Origin of the sequence: Mesorhizobium sp. M0778 (assembly GCF_040320105.1) — a bacterium.
Taxonomy (GTDB): Bacteria; Pseudomonadota; Alphaproteobacteria; order Rhizobiales; family Rhizobiaceae; genus Mesorhizobium.
Genome location: NZ_JAMYPA010000012.1, coordinates 58885 through 82619 on the forward strand (window position 1 = coordinate 58885; position 23735 = coordinate 82619).

The 23735-nt window shown below is 62.3% G+C and carries 21 protein-coding genes; 3 read left to right on the forward strand and 18 right to left on the reverse strand.

The window, feature by feature from the left end:
• The first annotated feature begins 97 nt into the window (after positions 1-97).
• The gene (locus NKI22_RS18160) at positions 98-754 is read left to right on the forward strand and encodes a GntR family transcriptional regulator (RefSeq protein WP_245278494.1); all 657 of its coding nucleotides are present in this window, start codon (positions 98-100) and stop codon (positions 752-754) included.
• A gap of 60 nt (positions 755-814) precedes the next feature.
• The gene (locus NKI22_RS18165; protein ID WP_502895933.1) at positions 815-1888 is read left to right on the forward strand and encodes a Gfo/Idh/MocA family protein; all 1074 of its coding nucleotides are present in this window, start codon (positions 815-817) and stop codon (positions 1886-1888) included.
• A 30-nt stretch (positions 1889-1918) separates the two neighbouring features.
• Here the strand turns inward: NKI22_RS18165 and NKI22_RS18170 are convergent, their stop codons facing one another.
• From NKI22_RS18170 to NKI22_RS18230, 13 genes are all read right to left on the reverse strand, one after another.
• Entirely contained in the window at positions 1919-2977 is a 1059-nt protein-coding gene (locus tag NKI22_RS18170) for an ABC transporter ATP-binding protein (RefSeq protein WP_023716965.1), read from the reverse strand.
• A gap of 39 nt (positions 2978-3016) precedes the next feature.
• Positions 3017-3838, reverse strand: a complete 822-nt coding sequence (locus NKI22_RS18175) for a carbohydrate ABC transporter permease (protein WP_023674179.1) — start codon at positions 3836-3838, stop codon at positions 3017-3019.
• The gene (locus NKI22_RS18180; RefSeq protein ID WP_245274609.1) at positions 3839-4741 is read right to left on the reverse strand and encodes a carbohydrate ABC transporter permease; all 903 of its coding nucleotides are present in this window, start codon (positions 4739-4741) and stop codon (positions 3839-3841) included.
• A gap of 35 nt (positions 4742-4776) precedes the next feature.
• The gene (locus NKI22_RS18185) at positions 4777-6114 is read right to left on the reverse strand and encodes an extracellular solute-binding protein (protein ID WP_023716964.1); all 1338 of its coding nucleotides are present in this window, start codon (positions 6112-6114) and stop codon (positions 4777-4779) included.
• A 61-nt stretch (positions 6115-6175) separates the two neighbouring features.
• Positions 6176-6835 (reverse strand): GntR family transcriptional regulator, encoded by a 660-nt coding sequence (locus NKI22_RS18190; protein ID WP_023716963.1) that lies wholly within the window; start codon positions 6833-6835, stop codon positions 6176-6178.
• 39 nt (positions 6836-6874) lie between these two features.
• Positions 6875-7759, reverse strand: coding sequence for a dihydrodipicolinate synthase family protein (locus NKI22_RS18195; protein WP_023716962.1), 885 nt, complete (start codon positions 7757-7759; stop codon positions 6875-6877).
• Positions 7760-7961: 202 nt separating this feature from the next.
• Positions 7962-9758, reverse strand: coding sequence for an ABC transporter ATP-binding protein (locus NKI22_RS18200; RefSeq protein WP_352958659.1), 1797 nt, complete (start codon positions 9756-9758; stop codon positions 7962-7964).
• On the reverse strand, positions 9755-10699 hold the full coding sequence (locus NKI22_RS18205; RefSeq protein WP_352914245.1) for an acetamidase/formamidase family protein: 945 nt from the start codon (positions 10697-10699) through the stop codon (positions 9755-9757). The genes NKI22_RS18200 and NKI22_RS18205 overlap by 4 nt, the downstream gene beginning before the upstream one ends.
• A complete protein-coding gene (locus tag NKI22_RS18210) occupies positions 10689-12332 on the reverse strand; it encodes an ABC transporter substrate-binding protein (RefSeq protein ID WP_352589034.1) in 1644 nt (547 codons plus the stop codon). Before NKI22_RS18210 ends, NKI22_RS18205 begins: the two co-directional genes overlap by 11 nt.
• 32 nt (positions 12333-12364) lie before the next feature.
• Positions 12365-13285: an ABC transporter permease gene (locus NKI22_RS18215; protein WP_352483693.1), complete on the reverse strand. Its 921-nt coding sequence runs from the start codon at positions 13283-13285 to the stop codon at positions 12365-12367.
• On the reverse strand, positions 13282-14148 hold the full coding sequence (locus NKI22_RS18220) for an ABC transporter permease (RefSeq protein WP_254818659.1): 867 nt from the start codon (positions 14146-14148) through the stop codon (positions 13282-13284). The genes NKI22_RS18215 and NKI22_RS18220 overlap by 4 nt, the downstream gene beginning before the upstream one ends.
• 19 nt (positions 14149-14167) lie before the next feature.
• Positions 14168-14770, reverse strand: coding sequence for an ANTAR domain-containing response regulator (locus NKI22_RS18225; protein WP_023716955.1), 603 nt, complete (start codon positions 14768-14770; stop codon positions 14168-14170).
• Complete coding sequence (locus tag NKI22_RS18230; protein ID WP_023716954.1) at positions 14767-15894, reverse strand: transporter substrate-binding protein; 1128 nt, start codon at positions 15892-15894, stop codon at positions 14767-14769. Before NKI22_RS18230 ends, NKI22_RS18225 begins: the two co-directional genes overlap by 4 nt.
• 517 nt (positions 15895-16411) lie before the next feature.
• Here NKI22_RS18230 and NKI22_RS18235 point away from each other — a divergent pair.
• A complete protein-coding gene (locus NKI22_RS18235) occupies positions 16412-17527 on the forward strand; it encodes a hypothetical protein (RefSeq protein ID WP_352483695.1) in 1116 nt (371 codons plus the stop codon).
• A 54-nt stretch (positions 17528-17581) separates the two neighbouring features.
• On the opposite strand, the gene nadE is transcribed toward NKI22_RS18235, so the two are convergent.
• The 5 genes from nadE to NKI22_RS18260 all read right to left on the reverse strand — a co-directional run bounded on the left by nadE (position 17582) and on the right by NKI22_RS18260 (position 23638).
• Positions 17582-18589 (reverse strand): NAD(+) synthase, encoded by a 1008-nt coding sequence (nadE, locus tag NKI22_RS18240; RefSeq protein WP_352483696.1) that lies wholly within the window; start codon positions 18587-18589, stop codon positions 17582-17584.
• Positions 18586-20133, reverse strand: a complete 1548-nt coding sequence (locus NKI22_RS18245; protein WP_352958662.1) for a class I adenylate-forming enzyme family protein — start codon at positions 20131-20133, stop codon at positions 18586-18588. Before NKI22_RS18245 ends, nadE begins: the two co-directional genes overlap by 4 nt.
• A gap of 22 nt (positions 20134-20155) precedes the next feature.
• On the reverse strand, positions 20156-20419 hold the full coding sequence (locus NKI22_RS18250) for an acyl carrier protein (protein ID WP_156948004.1): 264 nt from the start codon (positions 20417-20419) through the stop codon (positions 20156-20158).
• Positions 20420-20438: 19 nt separating this feature from the next.
• Entirely contained in the window at positions 20439-22376 is a 1938-nt protein-coding gene (asnB, locus tag NKI22_RS18255; RefSeq protein WP_352846088.1) for an asparagine synthase (glutamine-hydrolyzing), read from the reverse strand.
• Between the two features lie 293 nt (positions 22377-22669).
• Positions 22670-23638, reverse strand: a complete 969-nt coding sequence (locus NKI22_RS18260) for an NAD-dependent epimerase/dehydratase family protein (RefSeq protein ID WP_352639134.1) — start codon at positions 23636-23638, stop codon at positions 22670-22672.
• Positions 23639-23735 lie beyond the last annotated feature (97 nt).

A 23735-nucleotide genomic window follows, 5' to 3' on the forward strand; every position in this document is an offset into this window, starting at 1 on the left:
TGCGATTGGAACACCGATGCATTGGACAAGGGCGGACCCAGGCCACCGATCCAGCCAGATGCGCGGGCCCTTGCCTGTGCACTTGCAGACCAGCGAAATGCTGATCCGCGAAATCGCGGCCGGACGGCTGCCCGACGGGGCGCGGCTGCCGCCCGAGCGCGAGATGGCCGCGAGCCTCGGGATTGCCGTCGGCACGCTCAGGCGCGCGCTGGCAGATTTGACCGAAAAGGGCCTTCTCGATCGCATCCAGGGCTCGGGTAACTATGTGCGAGCGCGCGGCGACTTGCTCGGGATCTATGCCTTCTTTCGCCTGGAGCGCATCGGCGGTGGCGGCCTGCCGAGCGCCGACGTGCTGTCCGTCGAGCGGCTGCCCAAGCCCGCCGACCTGCCGCAATTCGGCAGCGCCGGCGAAGCCCACCGTATACGCCGGCTGCGGCGGCTCGACGGCGAGCCGGCCGCGGTCGAGGAGATCTGGCTCGACGTCAGCCGCGCCGAGCGGCTCAAGCGCGAGGACCTGTCGGAATCCCTCTATCTCCACTACCGGCTCGCGCTCGGCTTTACGATCGTTCGGGCCGAAGACCATGTTGCCGTCGCACCCGCGCCGGACTGGGTCCCGCTCGAGTTCAGGCCACCGCCGGGGACGGTCGTGGGTTTCATTGAACGTATCGCCTGGGCTGGCGACGGCGCCAGCGCGGAATATTCCCGCAGCTGGTTCGATCCGGGCGCGGCGCGCTACGTCACGCGTTTCAGATAGGCCGGAGGAAGTCGCAGCGTGACCAGATCATCGATCGGCTACGGCATCATCGGCTGCGGCATGATGGGCCGCGAGCACATCCGCAACATCGCTCTGTTGCCCGACGCGCATGTGGCCGCGATCTTCGAGCCGGACCCCGGCATGTTGGCGGCGTCGCTGGCGACGGCGTCGGGCGCGCGATCGGCGGCATCGATCGCCGAACTGCTGGCCATGGACGAGGTAGACTGCGTCTTGATTGCCAGCCCCAACCACCAGCACCTCGGTCAGATGGAGCAGATCGCCGCACTTCGACCACTGCCGGTGCTGGTGGAAAAGCCGCTCTTCACCGACGCCGGTGGCGAGGGGCGGATCGCGGCGCTGAAAGCTCGGCTTCCGCTCGTCTGGGTGGCCATGGAATACCGCTATATGCCGCCCGTCGCCGCATTCGTCGAGCAGGCCCGCCACGCCACCGGCGGCATCCGCATGCTGACGGTCCGCGAGCACCGCTTCCCGTTTCTGGCCAAGGTCGGCGACTGGAACCGCTTCAACCGCAACACCGGCGGCACATTCGTCGAGAAGTGCTGCCACTTCTTCGACCTGATGCGGCTGATCCTCGGATCCGACCCCGTCCGCGTGATGGCGAGCGCTGGACAGGCCGTAAACCATCTCGACGAACGCTACGGCGGTGAGAGGCCGGATATCCTTGACCATGGCTATGTGCTGGTTGATTTCGCGAGCGGTGCGCGCGCCATGCTGGAACTCTGCATGTTCGCCGAGGGCAGCCGCTACCAGGAGGAACTCTGCGCTGTCGGCGGCGACGGAAAGATCGAATGTCTGGTGCCGGGTCCCGGTCGCTTCTGGCCGACCCACCTTGGCCCTGCGCCAGTGCCCCAGTTGATCGTCAGCCCGCGCAATCCGCCTGGACCACGCCTGCTGGAGATTCCCGTCGACCCCCGGCTGCTCGAGGCAGGCGACCATAACGGTTCGACCTATTTCGAGCATGTCCGCTTCACCGCTGCGGTGCGCGGACAAGGCAAAGTGGAAGTGACCTTGCAAGACGGCTGGTGGGCCGTCGTCATGGGTCTCGCCGCCCAGAGATCGGCCCGCGAAGGCCGCGCCATCGAACTTGCCGTTGAATTCGCGTTGCCGACCTGAGGCCGACCACGCATTCACCAGACCATAGGGTCAGATGCGCCGACCGGTTGCTGCGTCGAACAGATGCGCACATGCGCGGTCGATCTCGATCCGCACCCCTTCGCCTTGCTTGAGCGCAAGCCGCTCTCGGAAGAGGCAGGAGATTTCTTCACCGGAGCAGTCGACCCTGGCGAAGATTTCGGAGCCAGTCGCCTCGAGAAGAGTGACCGTGCCCGGCATGCCCTGCCCGGTTGCCCGGATATGTTCCGGGCGAATGCCGTAGACGAGTTCACGTCCTGCGGCATCCGCCGGCTGGGTGCCTTCCGGCAACGGCAGGATCAACCCGCCGGCGCTGCGGAACACGCCCTCCTCGATGCGGCCGGCGATGAAGTTCATCGCGGGCGAGCCGATGAAACCGGCAACGAAGAGATTGGCGGGATGGTCGTAGAGGTCAAGCGGCGCGCCGATCTGCTCGACCAGCCCGTCATGCAGCACGACGATCTTGTCGGCCATGGTCATGGCCTCGATCTGGTCGTGCGTGACATAGATCGTCGTGGTACCCAGCCGCTGGTGCAGGGCCTTGATCTCGCCGCGCATCTGGACGCGCAACTTGGCGTCGAGGTTGGAGAGCGGCTCGTCGAACAGAAAAACCTGCGGGTCGCGTACGATCGCGCGGCCCATGGCGACGCGCTGGCGTTGGCCGCCGGAAAGCTGGCGCGGATAGCGGTCAAGCAGCTTTTCCAGGCCAAGAATGCCGGCTGCCTTCCGGACCCGGCCAGCGGTGTCGGCCGGGTCGGCTTTCTTGATCTTCAGGGCAAAGCCCATATTGTCGGCCACAGTCATATGCGGATAGAGCGCATAGTTCTGGAACACCATCGCGATGTTCCGGTCTCGCGCCCGCAGATTGTTGACCATGCGCTCGCCGATTGCGATCCTCCCGCCCGAGATCGTTTCAAGTCCGGCAATCATGCGCAGCAGCGTCGACTTTCCGCATCCCGACGGGCCGACCAGGATGACGAACTCGCCGTCGGCGATATCGACACTGACGTCGTGAATAATCTTGGTGGCCCCGAAGGCCTTCTGCACGTTGTTGATCGTTACCGATGCCATTGGATCTTTCCTGGAAAAAAAGTGATGTCCGGACGCGCCTCAGCCGCCCTTGACGGCGCCGGCGGTCAACCCCGCGACGATCTGCCTTTGCGCGAACATGGTCAGGATCAGCACCGGCAGCGTCACCACCAGCGCCGCCGCGGCGAGCGGCCCCCAGCTGACCTGCTCGTAGGACAGCATGTTGTAGACGGCGACCGGCAATGTGCGCGTCTCCCGGCTGGCGAGCACCACGCCGAAGACGAAATTGTTCCACGAGAAGATCACGGACAGGATGAAGGCGACGACGATGCCCGGCTTGGCGATGGGCAGGGCAACCAGCCGGAAAACCTGCCAGGAGCTGGCGCCGTCGATATTGGCTGCCTCTTCCAGTTCCATCGGCGTGGTCTCGAAATAGCCGATCATCACCCAGACCACGATCGGCACCGTCACCACCAGGTGGATGATGATCTGCGGCCAGAGCGTGCCGAGAATCCCGATCCATTGGAACAGCAGAAACAGCGGGATGAGATAGGATAGCCCAGGCGTCATGCGGGCGATCATGATGACGACGGCGGATCGCTCGGCCTTGAGCCGCGCGATGCCATAGCCGGCCGGTACGCCGATCAGCAGCGCCAGCAAGGTCGCCGTGCCGGTCACCAGAACCGAATTCCAGAGATAGAGCAGGAAATTGTTCTCCTCGAACACCTTTACATAGTTCGACCAGGCGAAACGTTCGGGGATCAGGATCGGCGGATAGGCACCGTTGTCGATTTCGAACTTCAGCGACAGCGAGATCATCCAGAGGAAGAACAGGATCGCCGGCGAGACGAAAACCAGGGCAGCGAAAAACAGACCGATCTGGTTGAGCAGCCGTGAACTCATCTATTTGCCCTCCGTATCGATCCACTGCGAGCGTTGGCGCAGCATCAGCAGGACAAAAGACAGGGCCACGATGACAATGAAGAACACCACGGCCATGGCCGAACCGTAACCGATATCGTAGTAGGAGAAGGCGGTGTTGTAGAGATAGATGTTGATGGTTTCCGAGGCCGTGCCCGGCCCGCCCTGGGTCATCGCGTAGATGATGTCGAAGCTCTTCAGCGCATCGATGGTGCGGATGATGACCGCGATCATCAGGAACGGTGCGATCATCGGCAAAGTGAGATAGCGGAATTGCTGCCAGGCATTGGCGCCGTCGATCTCGGCGCTTTCGAAGGGCTCGCGCGGCACCGAAGCCAGCCCACCCAGCACAATCAGCATGACCAGCGGCGTCCACTGCCAGGTCTCGACCGCAACCAGCGACGGGATGACCGTGTTGGCATTGAATATCCATTCCTGAGCCGGGATGCCGACCAGCGACAGCAAGTAGTTGAGTACGCCGAGCTGAGGATGGAACATCATGGTCCAAACCAGTGCCACAGCAACGGGCGTCGCCATCATCGGCATGACGAAGACGCCGCGCAGCAGACCGCGCAGCGGAAACCTGGCGTCGAAGATCAGGGCGGCCAGGGTGCCCAGGAGCATCGGCGCTGCAACCGAGAGGAAGGTGTAGGTCAACGTATGAACAAGGGATTCCCAGAAACGTGGGTCGCTTGCCAGGCGGAGGTAGTTTTCCATCCCGGCAAAGCTCCGCGACTGGCCGAGCGTCCAGCGGTTGACGCTCATCCACAGCGTGAAAGCCCAAGGAAAAACGATGACGGCGCCAACGACGACGAGTGCGGGGACAACGAAAGGCCAGTAGTTGGGAGCCAGCCGGATCGTCTGGCTCCCGTCGATAACCGGCATCGTCACCCCGGTCTGTTCTGGGGTGGTGGCCGACATCAGCCCTGCTCGCTCCTGTCGAGAACCGGCTGGAACTGCTCGGTGGCCTTCTTCAGCTCGGCGGCGGGATCGGCGCCGGCAATCATGTTGGTCAGCGCCACGCCATAGATGTCGCGGAATTCGGTGACGGGAATGATGACCGGCAGCGCCAGCCGGCTGATATTGCCTGAGCCGATCACGGCATCAAGCCAGCTTGCCGGCATAGTGACGCCTTCGCGCACCTTGGGATCCTCCAGCACGGATTTGCGGAACGGAACGCCGGCGCCGGCCTGCAACAGCCTCGCGCCCATGGCTGGCGATACCGCCCACTGGCAGAACAGATAGGCGGCCTCCTTCTTCTCGCTGGCGGCGGTAACGCCAATCCCGTCGCCAAAGGTGCCCGAGGCATGCGCCTTGGGACCCTTGGGCATGACGCCGTAGCCGACCTTGCCGACCACCCTCGATTTTTCCGGGTTTTCCATCGGCGGGGCAAAACCCACGCCGTCGAGCCACATGCCGATCTTGCCTTGCAGGAAGGCAGACTGTGCTTCGGCCCAATTGAACCCGGTGACGCCCGGAGGGGCGGACTTGGTCATCAATCTTTGATAGAGCGCGGCAGCCTCGATCGCCTCGGGAGCCTCGGTGCGCAGCTTGCCCTTGTCGTCGAGCGGCGTCATGTCGTAGCCGAGCATCAGCGATGTCCACACCGGCGTATTTGCGTTCTTGAGCCCGCGGGCGACGAAGCCGTATGTATTGGTCGACGGGTCGGTCAGCGCTTCGGCGGCGGCCACCAGTTGCTCGAAGGTCTCGGGGTATTTGAGGCCCTTGGCCTCGAACAGCTCCTTGTTCCAATAGAGTATCCAGTAGTCCACCGAGAAGGGTAGCGAGCGCAGCACGCCCTGGCCGTCCTTGGCAAACAGCATGCCGGCCTCGGCGAAGTCGCTTTCGACCAACCCCGGGTCGGTGAGCGACGGGTCGGCGAGGTAGCCGGCGATGTCAGCCAGCCAGCCACCTTTCTCGAACTGGCGCTTTTGCACGTGGTAGCTCAGATGCACGACGTCGAAGCTGGGCTTGCCCGAGCTCAATTCGATCACCGTCTTCTGGCGCTGCTGCTGCTCGGGCGTGGCCTCGGCATTGACCTTGATGCCGGTCAGTTCCTCGAACTCGGCGAGATATTTCAGGATGGTGTCGCTGCGCGGGCTTTTCACCAGATTGACGTCAAGCGTCGTCCCGGCAAAGCGTTTCCAGTCGACGCCTGCGGCAAAGCTAGGGCGGAGCCCCACAAGGCCGGCGGCGGTGAGCGCCGCGGTTCCGGCAAGGAGTTGCCTCCTGGTTGGGTTGAACAGATTGGACGACATTTCTTCCTCCCGGTTGCTGTCGTTGTGGATGCGCCGCGAACCGCGGCGCGGCTATATTTCCTCAGATCTGGAGCGCCAGCCGGCGCGCATTGTCGATATGCAGACTGATCGCTTCAACCGCCTTTTGCGAATTGCGGCTCTCCATGGCTTCGATGACCGCCAAATGTTCGCGCATCACCGGCACCACGCGACCGTCGATGCGGAAACGCTCCTGGTGGATCAGCCGGATTTTCACCGAGTTGACCAGATAGGCCTTGGCGATGATCTCGTTGCCCAGCGCATTGATAAAGGTATCGTGCATGGCCCAGTCGATGGTCTGGGCCTTGGCTTCCATTTCCGGCGTCGGCGCCTGCCCCAGAGCTTGAGCCAGCATCTCCTCGTGTTCGCGCCGCATGCGGGCAAGTTCGGCATCTGAAGCGCTGGCCGTGAATAGCGCCACCGCCTCGCGTTCCATGAATAGCCGAAACTGAAAGGCCTCGCGGATCAGATTGATGTCGATGTGCGCGATTTGCATGCCGCGCTGCGGGATGGTGGTCAGCAATCCCTCGGCCTCGAGACGCGGGACGATCTCGCGAATAGCGCCCAGCGGCAGCCCGGTGAAAGCGACCAGTTCGCGCTGTGACACGAACTGCCCCGGCCGCAGATCACGGGCCAGCAAATGCCGCGTGAAGCTGGCATAGGCTTTCTCCCGGAGAGTGATCGGTTCGCTGCCGTCTTCCACTTCAGCTCGCTTCCTTGTCGGCCAGCCCGGCCTTGTCGGTCAGGCCGCCTCTGTCGCAAACAGCCTGTCGTAGGCCGCGGCAAGCTGCCGCCGTCCTTGTGGGCCGATCGCCTCCAGGGGCGGGCGGACCGCCAGCCAGCGCTCGTCGCCGGTCGTGCGCGCGACCATGACCTTCACCGCCGGTGTGACCGGGTATTTGAGCAATTCGAGCACGAAGTCCTCGACGCGTGGGTCGTCGCGGCCGTCTTCGACCATTGCGAGGATTTCGCCGGTAACAAAATTAGCCATGCCGGAAATCGCACCCTGTCCGCCGCGGCGCACGCTTCTCGCCAGATGCCGTTCGTCGCCGATCAGGATCACCAGATCGCCATGCGCTTCAAGCAGCGCCTCACTGTAGCTCCAGTCCCCGCCGGAATCCTTCACCCCGGCCACCACAGCGGGAAAGGCGGCGCGCAACCGGCCGATCAGCCCAAGCGGGAGCGGCACCATGGTGACAGAGGGGATGTTATAGAGGAGCACATCACGCGCCAGCGGGCCGAGTGCGGCGAAGACGGCGGAAAACCATCCGAACAGCCCGTTCTCGCCGACATTCTTGAAGTAGCTCGGCGGAGCGAGCAGAATGTTGCGAACGCCGCGCTGCAAAGCGTGCCGAGCCTGATCGGCGGCATCTTCGATTGCATCGACCAGCACGCCGGCGACGAGCTGATGTGCCGGTATACCGGCCGCCAACATGGCTTCGGTGACGATCCGCCGCTCGTCGGTGCCCACCGAGGCTCCTTCCCCGGTGGTGCCGAACAGCGTCGCGCTGCTGCAGCCGGCGCCAAGGCAGGCTCGGGCGTGCGCGATCATCGGCGCGAGCGCTATCTGCCCCGACGGGTCGAAGGGTGTGGCTAAGGCAACCGAAAGACCAAAGCGGGAAGCCAATGCGATCTCCGTTGAAATCAATGTGCACGTAGCGTTAGCACGCTAACATGTCAGATGTAAACTGGCGATCTTGCCAACTCGGCATCGCCGATTGGCGCTGCCGCGGCAGCGCCATCACCGATCACATCCTGCCGCCCGAGCATCACATATGCTGCTGTCCCCGAGCGTCTGCGGATTGGCTGGACGAGGCGGCCTAAGCTGATCAAGTGGCGACGAGGTGGCCGTCGCCAACATCTTCAAGCTTGAGTTTCCGGGGCTCGTCACCGATGCGCCGCACAGCGCTTGGAATTTCGCTGTCCAAACGGGCGAACCGGGCGCGGCGCCGGCCTGGATCGGGAACCGGAACGGCTTCGATCAGCCGCTTTGTGTAAGGATGGCGCGGGTTGGAGAAGATCTGGTCGCGGGTGCCCATCTCGACGATCTGCCCCAGATACATTACCGCCACGCGATCGGAGATGTTCTCTACCACCGCCATGTCGTGCGAGATGAAGAGATATGCGACGCCGAATTCGCGCTGCAGTTCCTTCAGCAATCTTAACACGCGCGCCTGCACCGACACATCGAGAGCAGAGACGCTCTCGTCGGCAATGATCAGCTTTGGTCGCAGCGCCAGCGCCCGTGCAACGCAGATTCGCTGGCGCTGCCCGCCGGAGAATTCGTGGGGATAGCGCTCCATCTGGTCAGCGGAGAGGCCGACGCGTTCGAACAGTGCGGCGATCTGGGCGTGCCGTTGCTCTTTGTCGCCGAGGCCGTGGATCAGCAGAGGCTCGGCGACGAGATCGCCTACTCGCATGCGCGGGTCGAGGGACGCGAAGGGATCCTGAAAGATCATCTGCACATTGCGGCGTACAGCCTTGCGCTCCTTGCGGCTGAGCGCCGACAAGTCGTGGCTGCCGATTGAAATGCTGCCGGTGTAGGGCACCAGCCCGGCGATCGCCTTGGCCGTCGTCGACTTGCCGCAGCCCGATTCGCCGACCAGCGACAGCGTTTCGTGCGGCGCGATCGAGAAACTGACGCCCTCGACCGCGTGCACCCTGCGGTCAACGCGACCGAAGAAGCCGCCGCGCAGGTCGAAGCGGACGTGAAGATCGCTGACGGATACAAGCTCGGCCGGCATGTGGGCGGCGTCTTGTCGGTCTTCGGCCGGCCGTCCACCGCCGATGCGTGGCACGGCGGCCAGAAGCTCGCGCGTATAATCTGCCTGCGGGCGGGTGAAGATGTCGGTCGCGCTGCCCTGCTCGACCATCCGGCCATCGCGCATGATGATAACGCGGTCCGCCATCTCGGCGACGACACCCATGTCGTGCGTGATCAGGATAACGCTGGTGCCGTGCTCGCGCTGCAGGTCACGCAGCAACTCCAGCACCTCGCCCTGAACGGTGACGTCGAGGGCGGTCGTCGGTTCATCGGCGATCAGCACATCCGGGTTCAGGGCCAGAGCCATGGCAATCATCACACGCTGGCGCATGCCGCCTGAGAGTTCGTGCGGATAGTGCTCGAGCCGCCGTTCGGCATCCGGAATTCGGACTGCCTTCAGCGCCTCGAGCGCCCTCAGCCGCGAGTTGGAGCGCGACAGCGAGGCGTGTGCCTCGATCGCCTCCGTGAGCTGCCGGCCGATGGAAAGAACCGGATTGAGCGATGTCATCGGTTCCTGAAAGATCATGGCAATGCGGTCGCCGCGGATGCGGCGCATACCACTCTCGCTAAGAGCCGCGAGATCCTGATCGCCGAGCCGGATGGAGCCTGATCTGATGCGTGCCGCCGGCTGCGGCAGCAAGCCCACGATGGCCAGCGCCGTCATCGACTTGCCGGAACCGGACTCGCCGGCGATGCAAAGCGTTTCGCCGCGCATCAGGTCGAATGTCAGGTCGGAAACGACGTCGCGGTCGCCCTCTTCGCCGCGCACGGCGACGCTCAGACCTGAGACGCTGAGTACCGGCCTGACAGAGCCACTCTCCGCGTCGGCCTGCCCGGATCGTTTGATGTCCTCCACCTTCATTCAAAGACGCAGCGCGGGAAGTAGAAAGAAACCACCCAGTTGGGCATGTCGACGATCTCGCTGATGCGCAGGTCGCCGCAAACCGACACGAGCATATAGGCGTCTACCGGATCCATACCGTAGCGGCCGGAGAGCAGGTCGATCATCTGCGAGACGGCGCTCCTGGCGCCGTCCATCAGATCCGGCCCGATACCGGTTGTCACCTCATAGCCCTTGGCGTCGAGATGTCGCGACACCGGACCGGGCGTCGTGAAACGCGGCGTCCGCAGCCGGGCATCCTTGACCAGATCGAGCGTCAGCACGGCGTCCATGGGGCTCTCGATCGCCGTGCCGCAGACCTCGCCGTCGCCTTGCGCGGCGTGCGTGTCACCGACCGAGAACAACGCTCCCGCGACCTCTACGGGCAGGTAGAGCACCGTGCCGGCAGCGAGATCACGGATGTCCAGATTGCCGCCCACGCGCCGCGGCGGGACCACCGAATGCAGACCCGGCTCAGCCGGGGCATTGCCGATGGTGCCGGCGAAGGGCTTGAGCGGCACCCGGCCGCTCTTGCCGAACAGCGCGGGTTCGAGCGAGGCGGCGTCGTACTTCCAGATATTCAGTGCCGGTTGAGTGAAGTCATCCGCCAACAGACCGAATCCCGGGATATTCGCTGTCCAACCGAAGCCGGACGGCTTGAACGCCTCGATGGTGATTTTCAGGGCATCGCCCGGCTCTGCCCCGTCGACATAGATTGGCCCAGTGACCGGGTTCACCTTGGCAAAATCGAGCAAAGCAACGTCGTCAACGGTGCTCTCCATCGTCAGCTGCCCGCCGGACGAGTCCAGGCACTGGAACTCGATCGTCGACCCTGGCGCCACCCGTTCGGCCGGGACAAAGGAATTGTCCCAGCCGAAATGATGGTGGCGCCCGTGGATGGTGTAGTCGCAGTTATTGCACATCGGTCACATACACATTGTCGTAGTTGATCGGGATGTGGACCGGGTCGACATAGAGGTTGTCCGCGCCACCCATGCGGGTTGATTTCATGGTGAAACGCTGCTCGTTGAACACCGGTGCCCAGGGCGCGTCTTCCATGATCTTGCCGTAGATCTCGCTCCACATCTTGGCGCGTTCGCCAGCCTTGGCCGGGTCGACGATGGAGTCGGCTTCGGCCGCCTTGGCGTCGAGCTCCTTGTTGCAATACCACGACCAGTTCCAGCCGCCCGGGACGGCACCAGCGCAGCCGAGGATCGGGCCGTAGAAGTTCGACGGATCGGGGAAGTCGGCGATCCAGGCCATGCCGCCGGACCAGATCATCGGCGCACCGGCCTTGTCGCCGCCGGCGGCGATGACGTTGGCCTGGGCGAGCGACTGGATGCTGGCCTTAATGCCGACCGCCGCCAGATCCTGCTGGATGGCCTGCGCGATACGCGGGTTGGGATCGGTATTCATGGCAAACAGCTGCGTGTCAAAACCACCGGGATGCCCCGCCTCGGCAAGCAAGGCCTTGGCCTTGGCTACGTCATAGGAATAGCCCTTGAATTCTTTGTCGTAGCCAGGCATCGACGGCGGCAATGGCTGATTGGCCGGCACCGCACGGTTGTTGATCAGTTGGACGATGCGGTCCTTGTTGATCGCCATGTTGACCGCCTGCCGCACCTTCACATTGTCGAACGGCGCCATGGTGGTATTCATGGTGATATAGCCGGTGTGCAACTGGCCGCCCTCGACGACACGGGCCTTCTGCTCGGGATCGGCCATCACCTCCTGGAATTTCGCCGGCGGAATGCCGTCGCCGGGAACGTCGATCTCGCCTTTCTGGAGCCGCAGCAGCGCCACGATCGGCTCCTGACCGATCTCAAAGGTGATCTTGTCGAGATGCGGCAGGCCCTTGTGCCAGTAATCCGGGTTGCGCTCGAAGACCACGCGCTGGCCGAGCGTCCATTCCGCGAGCTTGAAGGCGCCGGTGCCGACCGGATGTTTGCCGAAGTCCGCGCCGTATTTTTCGACCTCTTCCTTCGGCACGACATGCGAGAAGTTGATCGCCATGACATGCAGGAAGGTGGCGTCGGGCCGGGTCAGCTCGAACTTGATCGTGTAGGGATCGACGACGGTTATGCCGGCCAGGCTTTCCGCCTTGCCGGCAGCGACATCGTCATAGCCTTTGATCGACCCGAAGAAGCCGGCACCAGGGCTCTGTGTCTTTGGATTGGTGACCCGGTCGAGCGAATATTTCACGTCGTCGGCGGTCATCTCACGGCCATTGTGGAACTTCACTCCTTGGCGCAGCTTGAAGGTGAAGGTCTTGCCGTCGGGCGCAATCTCGTAGCTCTCGGCAAGGTCGGGCCGCAGGTTGGTGGTGCCCGGCTCGTAGTCCATCAGCCCGTCGAACAGGCTCTTGATCATCGACCAGTTCTGCCAGTCATAGCCGATGGCCGGATCGAGCGTAGCGACGTCGTCCTTGTAGGTGATGGTGATCGCGCCGCCCTGCTTGGCATTCGGATCGACGGCGTCTTCGGCGCGTACGCTCGTCATGCCAAGCACCAGCGCAAGCGCCGATGCCGCCACGGTCGATATCAGATATTTTCTCATGTCATGTTCCCTTTCTCTGGTGTTCTTGGTTTTCATCTGAGCTTGATGCGTGGATCGATGAACGGTGCGACAGTGTCGGCCAGGAGATTGCCGAGCACGATGGCAAAGGCCGAAACCAGGGTGACCCCCATGATGATCGGAATGTCGATGCGCTGAATGGCCTGCCAGGCTAGCTGGCCGATGCCTGGCCAGCCGAACACGCTTTCGACAACCACGATGCCGCCCATGAAGATGCCGATGTCGATGCCGATCATGGCAATGACCGGCAGGATGGCGTTGGGCAGCGCGTGCCGGAAGATAATGGCGCTGCGTGCAAGACCCTTGGCACGCGCGGTACGCACGTAATCCTGGCGCAGCACGTCGATCATCGACGAGCGCATCATGCGGGCGTACCAGCCTGCGCCGAGAATTCCCATGGTCAGCGACGGCAGCACCAGATGGCGCCAGGTGCCGTAACCGCCGATCGGGAACCAGCCGAGCCGCACCGCGAACACATAAAGCAGCAGCAGGCCGACAACGAATTGCGGCGCCGAGACGCCGACGAAGGAGGCGACCATCAGCGACTGGTCGGTGGCGGTGCCGCGCTTGACGGCGGCGATGAGGCCCATCGTAAGCCCGATCACGACTTCGCAAGCAATGGCGCCGACCATCAGCAGCAGGCTTGCCGGCAGCCGCGAGACGATCAGCTCCGTGACCTCCGAGCGCTGAATGTAGGAGCGCCCCAGATCGCCGCTGAGCAGGCTGATCAGATAGTGCCAATACTGGACGACAAAGGGCTGGTCGAGGCCGAGCTGCCGGCGGATGTTCTCGACCGTCTCGGGCGTGGCGCTGCGGCCGGCGATCTGGCGGACGGGATCGGCGGGCAGCAGATAGAGCAGCGCAAAGGTGATCAGAGAGACGCCGAGCAAGATGAGCACGGCCTGGACAACGCGGCGGCCGAGATAGGCGATCATGCCCGCCCCCTTTGCGTCGGATCGAGGATGTCGCGCAGCGCATCGCCGACCAGGTTAAAGGCCAACGCCAGCGCCAGGATCGCCGCACCCGGAAAGAAAACCAGCCAGGGCGCTGCCTGGAAATAGGTCTGGTTTTCGAAGATGATGTTGCCCCAGGAAGCAGTCGGCGGTTGCACGCCGATGCCGAGATAGCTGAGCGTCGCTTCCAGAAGCACCGTGGTCGAGATGCCGAGCGTGCCCCAGACGATGATCGTCGGCAAAAGGTGCGGCAGGATATGACGAAACAGGATGCGTGGAGCGCTTGCGCCGATGGTGCGCTCAGCATCGATGAACTCGCGCTCGGAGAGCGAACTTGTCTCGGTGTAGATGACGCGGGCGGTCTGCACCCAGTTCACCAATGCGATCACCATGGCGACGATCCACAGGCTCGGCTGGAGCACCGCCGCCAGGCAGATGGCGAGCAGCAGCGCCGGGAAAGCCATCATCAAATCGGTGAAGCGCATAAGCGCGCTGCCGATCCAGCCGCGGAAATAGCCGGCCGTGATGCCGACCAGCGTGCCGATCAGAAGCGCCACGCCATTGGCGACGATGCCGATGATCAGCGACGTGCGCGCGCCGAAGAGAAGACGGGTCAGCAGGTCGCGGCCAAGCAGGTCGGTGCCTAGCCAGAATTGGGCTCCCGGCGGCAGTGGCGCGCCTTCAAGCGTGAGCCCGTCAAACATCTGCTCGTTCGGATCGTAGCCTGTCAGCCACGGTGCAAGAATGGCGCCGGCCAAGACAAGGGCAATAATCCCGAGGCCGAGCAATGCGAGAGGCCGTTTTAGCAGACGTCGCCAGACGCCGGCGCGAGGCTTGGCTGGCATACGCCCCGCGGCTGAAAGCTCAGGCGCGATCGGATTGGTCATCGTCGCCTTCTTCTTGTGTCATCGCCACGATCCTGCGCGCGGCGTCCTCGACGCTGATTTGCCAGCTCATCGCCAGCGAGCGAAGCTGCGCATAGGCACGGCCGTCCTCGGCGCCCTTCGACAAGACCTCCACCGCGCGTACGATGGTCTGGCGCTCCGCGACCCGCTGACGAAGCGAGGCGATCTCGCTGGCCAGAAGCTTGCGCGCCTCGAAACTCTGCCTTGCGATCAAAAGCGCGCTATAGACGCCGGCGTTGCCGACCGGTTTCAGCAATTGGGCATCGGCCTTGTGCGACAGTGCCCATTCGACACGCCCCGGCGCCTCGGAGCCGATCAGCGCTATCAGCGGCATCGGTGCCTCGCCCGGCTTCCACGGAAATTGCTCGTCAAAGCCGAGGTCTACGTCGAAGAAAACGAAGTCCGCCGCCAAGGCTTCGGCCGGCAGTTCCGGCCAGAAGCCAATCGCCTCAAGGCCGATGGCCGACAATTGCCTTGTGATCGCCTGCACGGTCGGATGTGGACGATGCAGGACAAAAGCCCTGGCGCCTCCAAGGTTCGGGATACGCGCCATCTTGCTCACGACACCACCCGCAGGCGTGGCCGCCCGAACGTCTCCGTCCGGTCATAGCGGGAAAGGTAGGGATCGGGTGCCACGCCCTTCGTCAGCGTGACCGTTTTGAACGATGTCCCATCGATACGTCCGATCTGCACCGGCAAGGTAGCGTGCTGGGTTTGCGGATCGATGGCGATGTCGCCCAGCGGTGTTCGAAATGATGTTCCGGCAAAGACCTTGGGCAGGTCCGTCCATTGTGCACCGGGGTTGCGGGTGAGGATCTCGGCGAGCGTGCGCACCGAGGCATAAGCCGCCGCCTCGAAGGATGAGGCAGGCATGACGGAAGACACTGAAGCCGCTCCGCGATCCGCCCCCGAGGTGTCGTGAAAATAGGGCCCAACGGAAAGATGACCATCCCCTGCCCCGTTGAGCGCCGGCAATTCGCATTCCGTGAGATTGCAGGACAGGATCGGGCAACGCTCCGGCCTGAAATGCGGGTCGCGCCGGCCAAGCTCGGCATAGGCGGCGATAAACGCATAGGAAGAAGGGCCGATGAGATTGTTCAGAATGAAATCAGGTCTCGTCGCCTGTACCTCCGCGATCAGCCTCGCAACATCGACCTCGCCAAGCGGCAGATAGCGTTCGCCCAGCACCTTGCCGCCGGCGTCCGCAATCAGGTCGCGCGCCACACGGTTGGTCTCCCAACCCCAGATGTAGTTGGAACCGAGCAGGAAGCCGTCGGCGCCGAAACGAGGCACGACATAGGCAAGTAGCGGTACCAGATGCTGATTGGGGCAGGCGTGGGTGTAGACGACATGCTCATTGGCTTCGAAGCCCTCGTACGGGCAGGCATACCACAGCGTGCCGCCTGCCCTTTCCAGGATTGGAATGACCTCCTTGCGGCTCCACGAGGTGACGCAGCCAATGATGTGACGCGCGCCGCTGTTGGCGAGAATGTCCGCGCAGCCGCTTGCATACCGATCGATGTTGCCCTGCGGGTCGCGCTCGACCGGGATGAATTCGAAGGGGACAACGGGATCGGCGTTGACGTCGGCGATGGCGTTCATCGCGCCCGCACGGCAGGATTCGGACACCAGCCGGTAGTTGCCGGACCGCGAATAGAGAATGCCGATCTCGATATGCCGTTTCAAGCAAAGCCTCAAAATGACAATGCCCCGCAGCCACCGCCGCAAGGCGAGGCATACGAGGCATTCTTGCCGCCCGGCGGCCAGAGCCGGTATTTGTCTCACCGTATTACGCCCGCGCCCCCAGTCAAGAGCCGCCACACGAAACTTTGGCCAGCCGAAACGGTTCGACGCGGAGCACGCAACTCATGCCGCTGGTCGTGTAGAGTCCGCCGGGAACCAAAATTACTGATGTCCAGGTATGAGGCCGGACAACCTGGTTCGCTACCATTCAGAGCAACGACTTTAATATCGGTTTACCTGAATCTGCTAGCAGCAATGACGCCGGTTTTCGTCGGTCAAGCAAAGGGTCCACCTTGCCGCAGCAATTCAGCACTCCGTTCAGTCACCGGGGCGACCGCAACTGGTCGAGGTTGCACGGCTTCATGGGCGTCGAGTTGGAACTCGCGTCCGATGTTCTCGTGCCTCGTGTCGCCTTGGCCCGGAAGCTCGGCGGACGGGACTTCGGTGCCGGGAGCCGGGCTTGAGCATCATTCGCGCCTTGCAAGGCGCCGACCTCCCGGCAGTCGCGGACATGTTTCAGCGCGTGCTGCTGAAGGAAGGGACGAAAGCGCCGGCCTCTCTCGTCGAATACATGAGACGGTTTTATCTGGATGCGCCCGGTTGCGGCGGCGACCTCCGGTCGCTTGTCCATGTCAACGACGCCGGTCGCGTCTCCGGATTTGTCGGTGTCCACGTGCTGCCGATGACGTTCAACGGCCGACAACTACGCGCCGCCATCTGTAGCTCGCTCATGGTCGAGGACCATGAGCACGATCCGCTGGCCGGCGCCCGCTTGCTGAAAGCATACCTTGATGGTCCGCAGGACATCTCCTTCAGCGAGACGGCCAACGATATCTCCGTGAAATTGTGGACCCGGCTGCGCGGCGCGGTCCTGCCGCAATACAGCCTTGACTGGGTCCGCGTGATGCGCCCCGCGGCCTTCATGCTCAGCCTTTCCGCCAATCGCCTGACGCTTGCCCGAATGCTCAATCCGTTGGCGCGTGCCGTCGACCGATTTTATTGCAGGAGGATGACGCCCAGCGAACGACGCTGGTCAGGTGTGGCGGTGGAAGGGGCAGGCCACGGAGCATTTCGGATATCCGAAATCGACAGCCACACATTTGCCAAGCTCATCGAGCCGTTTACCGCTCAATTCGCCCTGCGCCCGGATTGGACGGAAGGCCAACTCGACCACATCCTGACCGATGCGGCACAGAAGCCGGATTTAGGCGAGCTTGTCTTCGGTTGCGTGACATCGCCAGTCGGCAACAATGTCGGCGCTTTCGCCTATTACGCACGGAAGTATCAAATTGGTCGCGTGCTGCAGATCCTCGCCCTCCCCGGCCAGGCGGGCTCGGTGATAGACTGCCTTATCGATCATGCCGCCGCGCGCGGCGTCAGCGGCCTGCGCGGACGTGTTCAACCTGCACTTCTGGAGGCGATGCTTGGACGACGCATCGCTTTCCTGACCGTTGCCTCAACGGTGGTGCATTCACGTGATCCAGAGCTGTTGGACGCCATGAAGAACTCGCAAGTCTTCCTGAACGGTCTTGCGGGCGAGCAGTGGAGCCGGCTGATCGGGAGCCGTTTCAGCTAGAGTCGGGACACGTTCAAATCGAACCGTCCATCCGTGGCCCGGTTTCGAGGCGGTTCAGGTGCCGATTTCCTCGACTTCATCAACGAGTTGCGGACGCTGGTGCAGATAACGCGTCGCCTTGCGTTTGGCGATGATATCGGCCCAGACGCGTTCCACTTGTGAGGCGGCCAACCCCGCCGCCTGCCCCACCAGCTCAGCCGCCACGCCGTTGTTGAGGCCGTAAAGGCAAATATCCATACGGTCATAAGGAAGCGAGAAGTAGAACTCCTCCTGGGTCTGCGCCAGCGAGTAGGTATCGGTGGTCGGCGGCCGGTTCCGGATTTCCTCCGGAACACCGAGATGGGCCGCCAGCGCATAGACCTGCGTTTTATAGAGGTGCGCGATCGGCTTGACGTCCGCTGCGCCGTCACCGTTCTTCACGAAGAAACCCTGATCGTATTCCAGCCGGTTCGGCGTTCCAAGGACGGCGAAGTTCAAGCGGTCGGCGTGATAGTATTCGATCTGCTTGCGGGTGCGCTGTTTCATGTTGGTGGCGGCGACGATACCAAGATAGACAGGCAACGGCATTCTCAGTTTCGTCTGCTTGCCTTCCGGATCCTGCACCACCAGGGATGAGATATTGTAGCCCTTGCCCTCGAGGGCGTTCGCGATCACGATCTTCGAGGCCCAGCCTTCGGCGTATTCCGGGACCAATTCGCGGATAAAGGCGTCGCGACGCTGGTAGCAGCCCATCGCGCTCAGGGTCGGCCCGATATCCTCTACGATAGCCTCGACGCCAAAAGTTTCGGCGACGAGGCGGCCGAGCCGCAGACTTTCGGGATCGGAATCGCTTTCCGGCATGAACAGGCAAAGCACATTCCGCGGTCCGACGGCTCGCGCGGCCAACGCGACCGACACGCTCGAATCGATCCCGCCCGAAAGACCGAGCACAAGGCCCCGCTTGCGAAACCCGCGCAACTGCTGACGCAAAGCCGTTACGACACGGTCCGTTTCGGCGGCCAGGTCGATCGCCAGAGCCTGCGCCAGAAAGGTCCGCGCGTCCTTGGCGGGGCGAACATTCATTGAGCGGCCTCCATGGTTTCTGCCGCAAGCCGACGACTGACCTTGCCGGTATCGGTCTTCGGCAGTTCCCGGCGGAACTCGATGACCCTGGGGACCATAAAGTCCTCAAGGTGGCGTGCACAATGACGAATGATATCCTTTTCGCTAAGCGCCGGGTCGGACCGTACGATGAGTGCACCGATCGCATGCCCGAGCACGGGATCCGGCACACCGACAACCACTGCTTCCGCGATGCCCAGATGCGCGTGAAGCACGGCTTCCACTTCCTTGGGCGCGACTTTCTCCCCCCGCGACTTTATGATGTCGTCCTTGCGGCCGACGAAATAAAGAAAGCCTTCCTCATCGGCCCGGAACAGATCGCCGGTGTAGAGAACCATCTCCCAAGGATTCGGACCTGGGCGAAGGGCTTGTGCCGTCGCAGCTTCGTTTCGCCAATAACCCTGCATGACGTGCGGCCCGCGAATGACCAACTCACCTGCTACGCCCGGCGGCACTCGTTGCCCGTAGTCGTCGACGACAAAGGCCTCGGTGTTCGGAATGGCTATCCCGACCGACCCCGGCCGGTGGTCGAGTTCCTCGGGTGGCAGATAGGTGCAGCGCTTGCATTCCGTCAGGCCATACATCGAATAGAGCCTGACATCGGGGAAAAGAAACCGCAGGCGTTCTATGTGAGCCGGCGGCAAGGCAGCCGCCGTGTTGGAAATATAGCGAAGGCTGGGCAGGAAGCCCGGCGCCAGGTCACGCATCTGCAGGATCATCGCTGCCATCGTGGGCACGAGCGGAAGACCGGTGACGCCTTCCTGGCGGATACGTTCAAAGACCGCCTGGGGAAAAGCGAAGGACTTCTCGAGCACGAGCGTGGCGCCGAGCCTGACAGCCATCAGCAACTGATAGAGCCCGTAGTCGAAAGCCAGGGGCAGAACATTCAAGATGATGTCGTCCGGCGAATTGCGCAGATAGGTGGTGATTGAGTCGGCCGCCGCGTCGCAATTGCGGTGCGTCATCATCACGCCCTTGGGCCGGCCGGTCGAGCCCGAGGTGTAGATCAACATCGCAAGATCGACGTCAATGCCGCGGTGGTCAATCTCCCTGGCTTGGAACGTCAAGCAATCCGCCAGGGATGTGGCGCCTGCCGGGCATTGGTTATCCGCACCAAGGGTGGAAGCCACGAAGATGCCGGTCTTGCCGGAGGATCCGGACGCCTCGGCGACCAAGGGCATCAGTTTTGCTTGCGTAAGGATCGCAGCTGCGTCGCAATCGGCGATGATGTAGGCAAGCTTTTCGGCCTTGGTAGATGCGTTGATCGGACTGAAAGTCGCGCCTGCCTTAAGAACTGCGAAAATCGAAACCGCAGCCTCCCAGCAATTGTCCATGAAGATCAGGACGCGGTCGTCGCGCCTGACGCCATTCGTGAAAAGGGCGGCGGCCAGGCGGCTTGAGAGATCGTCCAGCTCTTCGTAACACAGCCTTTTGTGCTCGGTGATCAATGCCGTTTTGGCTGGATGGGCAGCGGCCTTGGCAGCCAGAAAATGTTCGATCCGCACGGACGCTCCTCGCCAATTGCGCCTACGCTGCCAGCGCTTCTGCTTTCGCCTTGATGAAGGCGGAGATACGGTCAATCGAATCCAGATTGGCCGGTACGATGTCGGTATCGACCATCGCGATGCCGAAATCATCCTCAATGAAAGCTACGAGTTCCAGCACGGCCGTCGAGTCGATGATGTCGTTCTCGATCAGTGATGCCGTGTCTGCAAGCTCGTAGGACGAGTCGCCGAACAGGAAGTTGTCGACGATAAAGGTTTTGACCTTGTCCTTGATTGTTACCATGATGTTTTCTTCCCTCGATTTCTCAGGCCGCTCGTGCTGTACCGACCTTTTGGCCGGTGAAAATCTTCTGCCACAGTTGGGTCGACAAAATGCCGACGAAGGCAGCATTGTCGCGGAACCCGGACGCTGGCTGCAAGCGGCATTTCTCGTGCAGGTTCGCCACCGCCTTGGCGTTGAATAGTCCTCCGGCGGCGATGCTCGCCTCGCTGAGCGAGTCGCGCACGTAGTCCAGTTCTCCGGCTCCAACGAAGGAGCGGGCTTCCGGCGCCCGGTAAGGCTGTTTGGTGCGCTCCCCGATGGCCGTCGGGAGCAAGTGCTTGGCAACTTTGCGCAGTATGTGTTTTTCCACCAGTCCCTTCAGCTTCATTTCCGGCGGAAGTCTTGCTGCAAACTCCACCAAACGATGATCGAGGAAGGGGAAACGCCCTTCAATACCGTGCGCCATGGCCATCCGGTCGCCCTGGCTCGAGAGGATGTAGCCCGGCAGGAGAAAGCGGGTTTCGAGATATTGCCCCTGATGCAGCGGATGCCACCGGGAAAACGCCTCAGGCAACCGGCTGGCCAGTTCCTCGGCTGCGTCATAGCCCTTCAATGTCGCGCGCAGGTCACCGGAAAAGAACATCTTCGCCGCTGATGTGGTCTTGAAACGCGGCCGATGCGAGAACAGCGGATCGTCCAGGGCAGCGCTGCCGGTGCCGAAGAACGCAGCCAGGTACTCCACGGACTGCTGTTGCAGCCCCGGCAGATAGGGATAAAGCTTGCGGAACAGCTGTGGCCTGCTGCGCGATGCCGGCTGTCGTCCGCAGAAACGGCGAACCCGCGCTTCCTTGAAGACATCATAGCCGGCAAAGACCTCGTCGGCGCCTTCGCCTGTCAGCACCACTTTCAAACCGGCCTGGCGAACGAGGCCGGACAGTTGATAGAGGGGGGCGGGGGCGGTGCGGATGATCGGCCGTTCGGCAAAGCGGATGACTTCGGGAAACACACCGGCGATATCGCCGGCACGGCAGGCGATGGTTCGATGATAGGTGCCAAGCGCCAACGCCATTTCGGTCTGAAAGGCGCTTTCGTCATGCTCGGCGCTGTCGAACGTCACGGAAAATGTCTGCAGCTTAAGAGGAGTCATGCCGGCCGCGATTGCCGAAACGAGGGATGAATCGAGCCCGCCCGAAAGGTAAGAACCGACCGGAACGTCGGCGCGCATGCGAAGCTTCACCGCGTCGGTCAAAAGGGCCTGCAGTTCTTCGGCCGCATCGTCCTCATTGCTAATTTTTGATGGCGCGTCGAGATACGGGTAGTCTAGGTGCCAATATGGTTTGACCGTGACTTGCCCCAGTGTCGCGATCATCACGCTTCCCGGCTCCAGCTCGTGGATGTTGCGGAAAGCCGTGCGTGGAGCGATAGGCGCCCACAGCGTAAAGATCTGGTCGAGTGCGATCTGATCGATTTCGGCCGAGACGCCGGGCACCTTCAGCAGGGCTTTTATCTCCGACGCAAAGTAGAGCACCCCGTCCCTGCTGGTGTAGAACAGCGGCCGAACACCCATGCGGTCTCTTGCAAGCACCATCCGCCGACGCCGATTATCCCATATCGCGAACGCGAAATCACCGTTCAGGAGCGACAGGCAGTCCTCGCCCATCTCGTCATACAGCTGCAGGAGAACTTCTGTGTCGCTCGACGTGCGGAAGCGTCGGCCCTTGGCCAGCAGTCCTTCGCGCAATTCCACGTAATTGAAAATCTCGCCGTTGAACGCAATCGTCAAATTGCCGGTCTCGTCGGACATCGGTTGCTGGCCATCACCAATCCCGATCACCGACAGCCGCGCATGCCCAAGTCCAGCTTCGGGCGCTACGAATTTCCCTTGTTCATCCGGCCCGCGATGGGCGATCGCAGACGTCATGCGCGCAAGCAAAGCTTCCGCATCCCGGACTGAACCGAAATAGCCCCCGAATCCGCACATCTACACAGCTCATACTGAACAGCAAGCCACAGAACATAGCGTTCATAAGCGCCTCAAAGGTTAATCAGATACTTTTCAGCGAGCATGTGGTTAACAGGATGTTAGGACAGTATGATGCTTTTTGCAGTCCGACTTGTACCCACTCCAGGTCACGCTTGATGGTGAGCTACTGTCGCACGAGCCCATGGGCCAGGTTCTTCAAAGCTTCGCGCCGGATCAGTTGCGGATTTGGGCCGAATGCCAGTGATACCGGTTCGCATCGAGATAGGAGATGTCACAGCGAGCGGTGCAAATTACTGCTTCGAGTACGGCCGGTACCAATCGACAAACTTCTTCAGCCCGTCCTCTATCGAAACGCTAGGCCTAAAGCCGAAATCCCGCTCCAGCGCGGTCATGTCAGCATAAGTCTTCTCGACGTCGCTCGCCTGCATCGGCTCGTTGTGGCGGATTGCCTTGACCCCGAGCAGCCTTTCCAGAATGTCGATGAAGTCGCCCAGCCGCACCGGCCGGTTGTTGCCGACATTGTAAAGCCTGTTCGGCGGAACGTCCGTGGGGGGCTTGTCGAGCACAGCGACAACCGCCTTCACAACATCGTCTATGTAGGTGAAATCGCGCCACATTTCGCCATTGTTGAAGACCCGGATCGGATTGCCCTCGAGCATCGCCTTGCTGAACATCCAATAGGCCATGTCGGGGCGGCCCCAGGGACCATAGACCGTGAAAAACCGCAGGCCGGTCTGCGGTATGCCGAACAGATGGGCGTAGGTGTGGCTCATCAGTTCATCGGTTTTCTTGGTGGCGGCGTAAAGCGAGACGGGCTTGTCGACCTGATCGGCCTCGCTGAACGGCACGCTGCGGTTGCCGCCATAGACCGAGCTCGACGAGGCATAGACCAGATGCTCGAATGCCGGTTCGGCGCGACAGAATTCGAGCACTTCGAGGTGGCCCATGACATTGGAACGGATATAGAGCCGTGGATTGTCGAGTGAGTGACGCACGCCGGCCTGCGCGGCGAGATGCACGATTCTGACTATGCCTTTCCCCGCCAAAGCGGCCGCAAGCGCGCCCTGTTCGGCAATATCGATCTGGTGGAACGAAAAATCCTTACGGGGCAAAAGGCGGGCAAGCCGCCCCTTTTTGAGCGCCAGGTCGTAATAGTCGTTCATGTTGTCGACGCCGACGACCGCTTCTCCCCGGTTGAGCAGATGGTGGCAAACATGACTGCCAATGAACCCCGCGGCTCCGGTGATAAGTATAGGCAACAAGCTTCTCCACGCGCACAGCCGGGCGGGTATCTGGAGAGGCAGATCCAGCCCATTTCGTCGTGCTATAGTCGAAAGCCGAGGTGGAGACCACCAC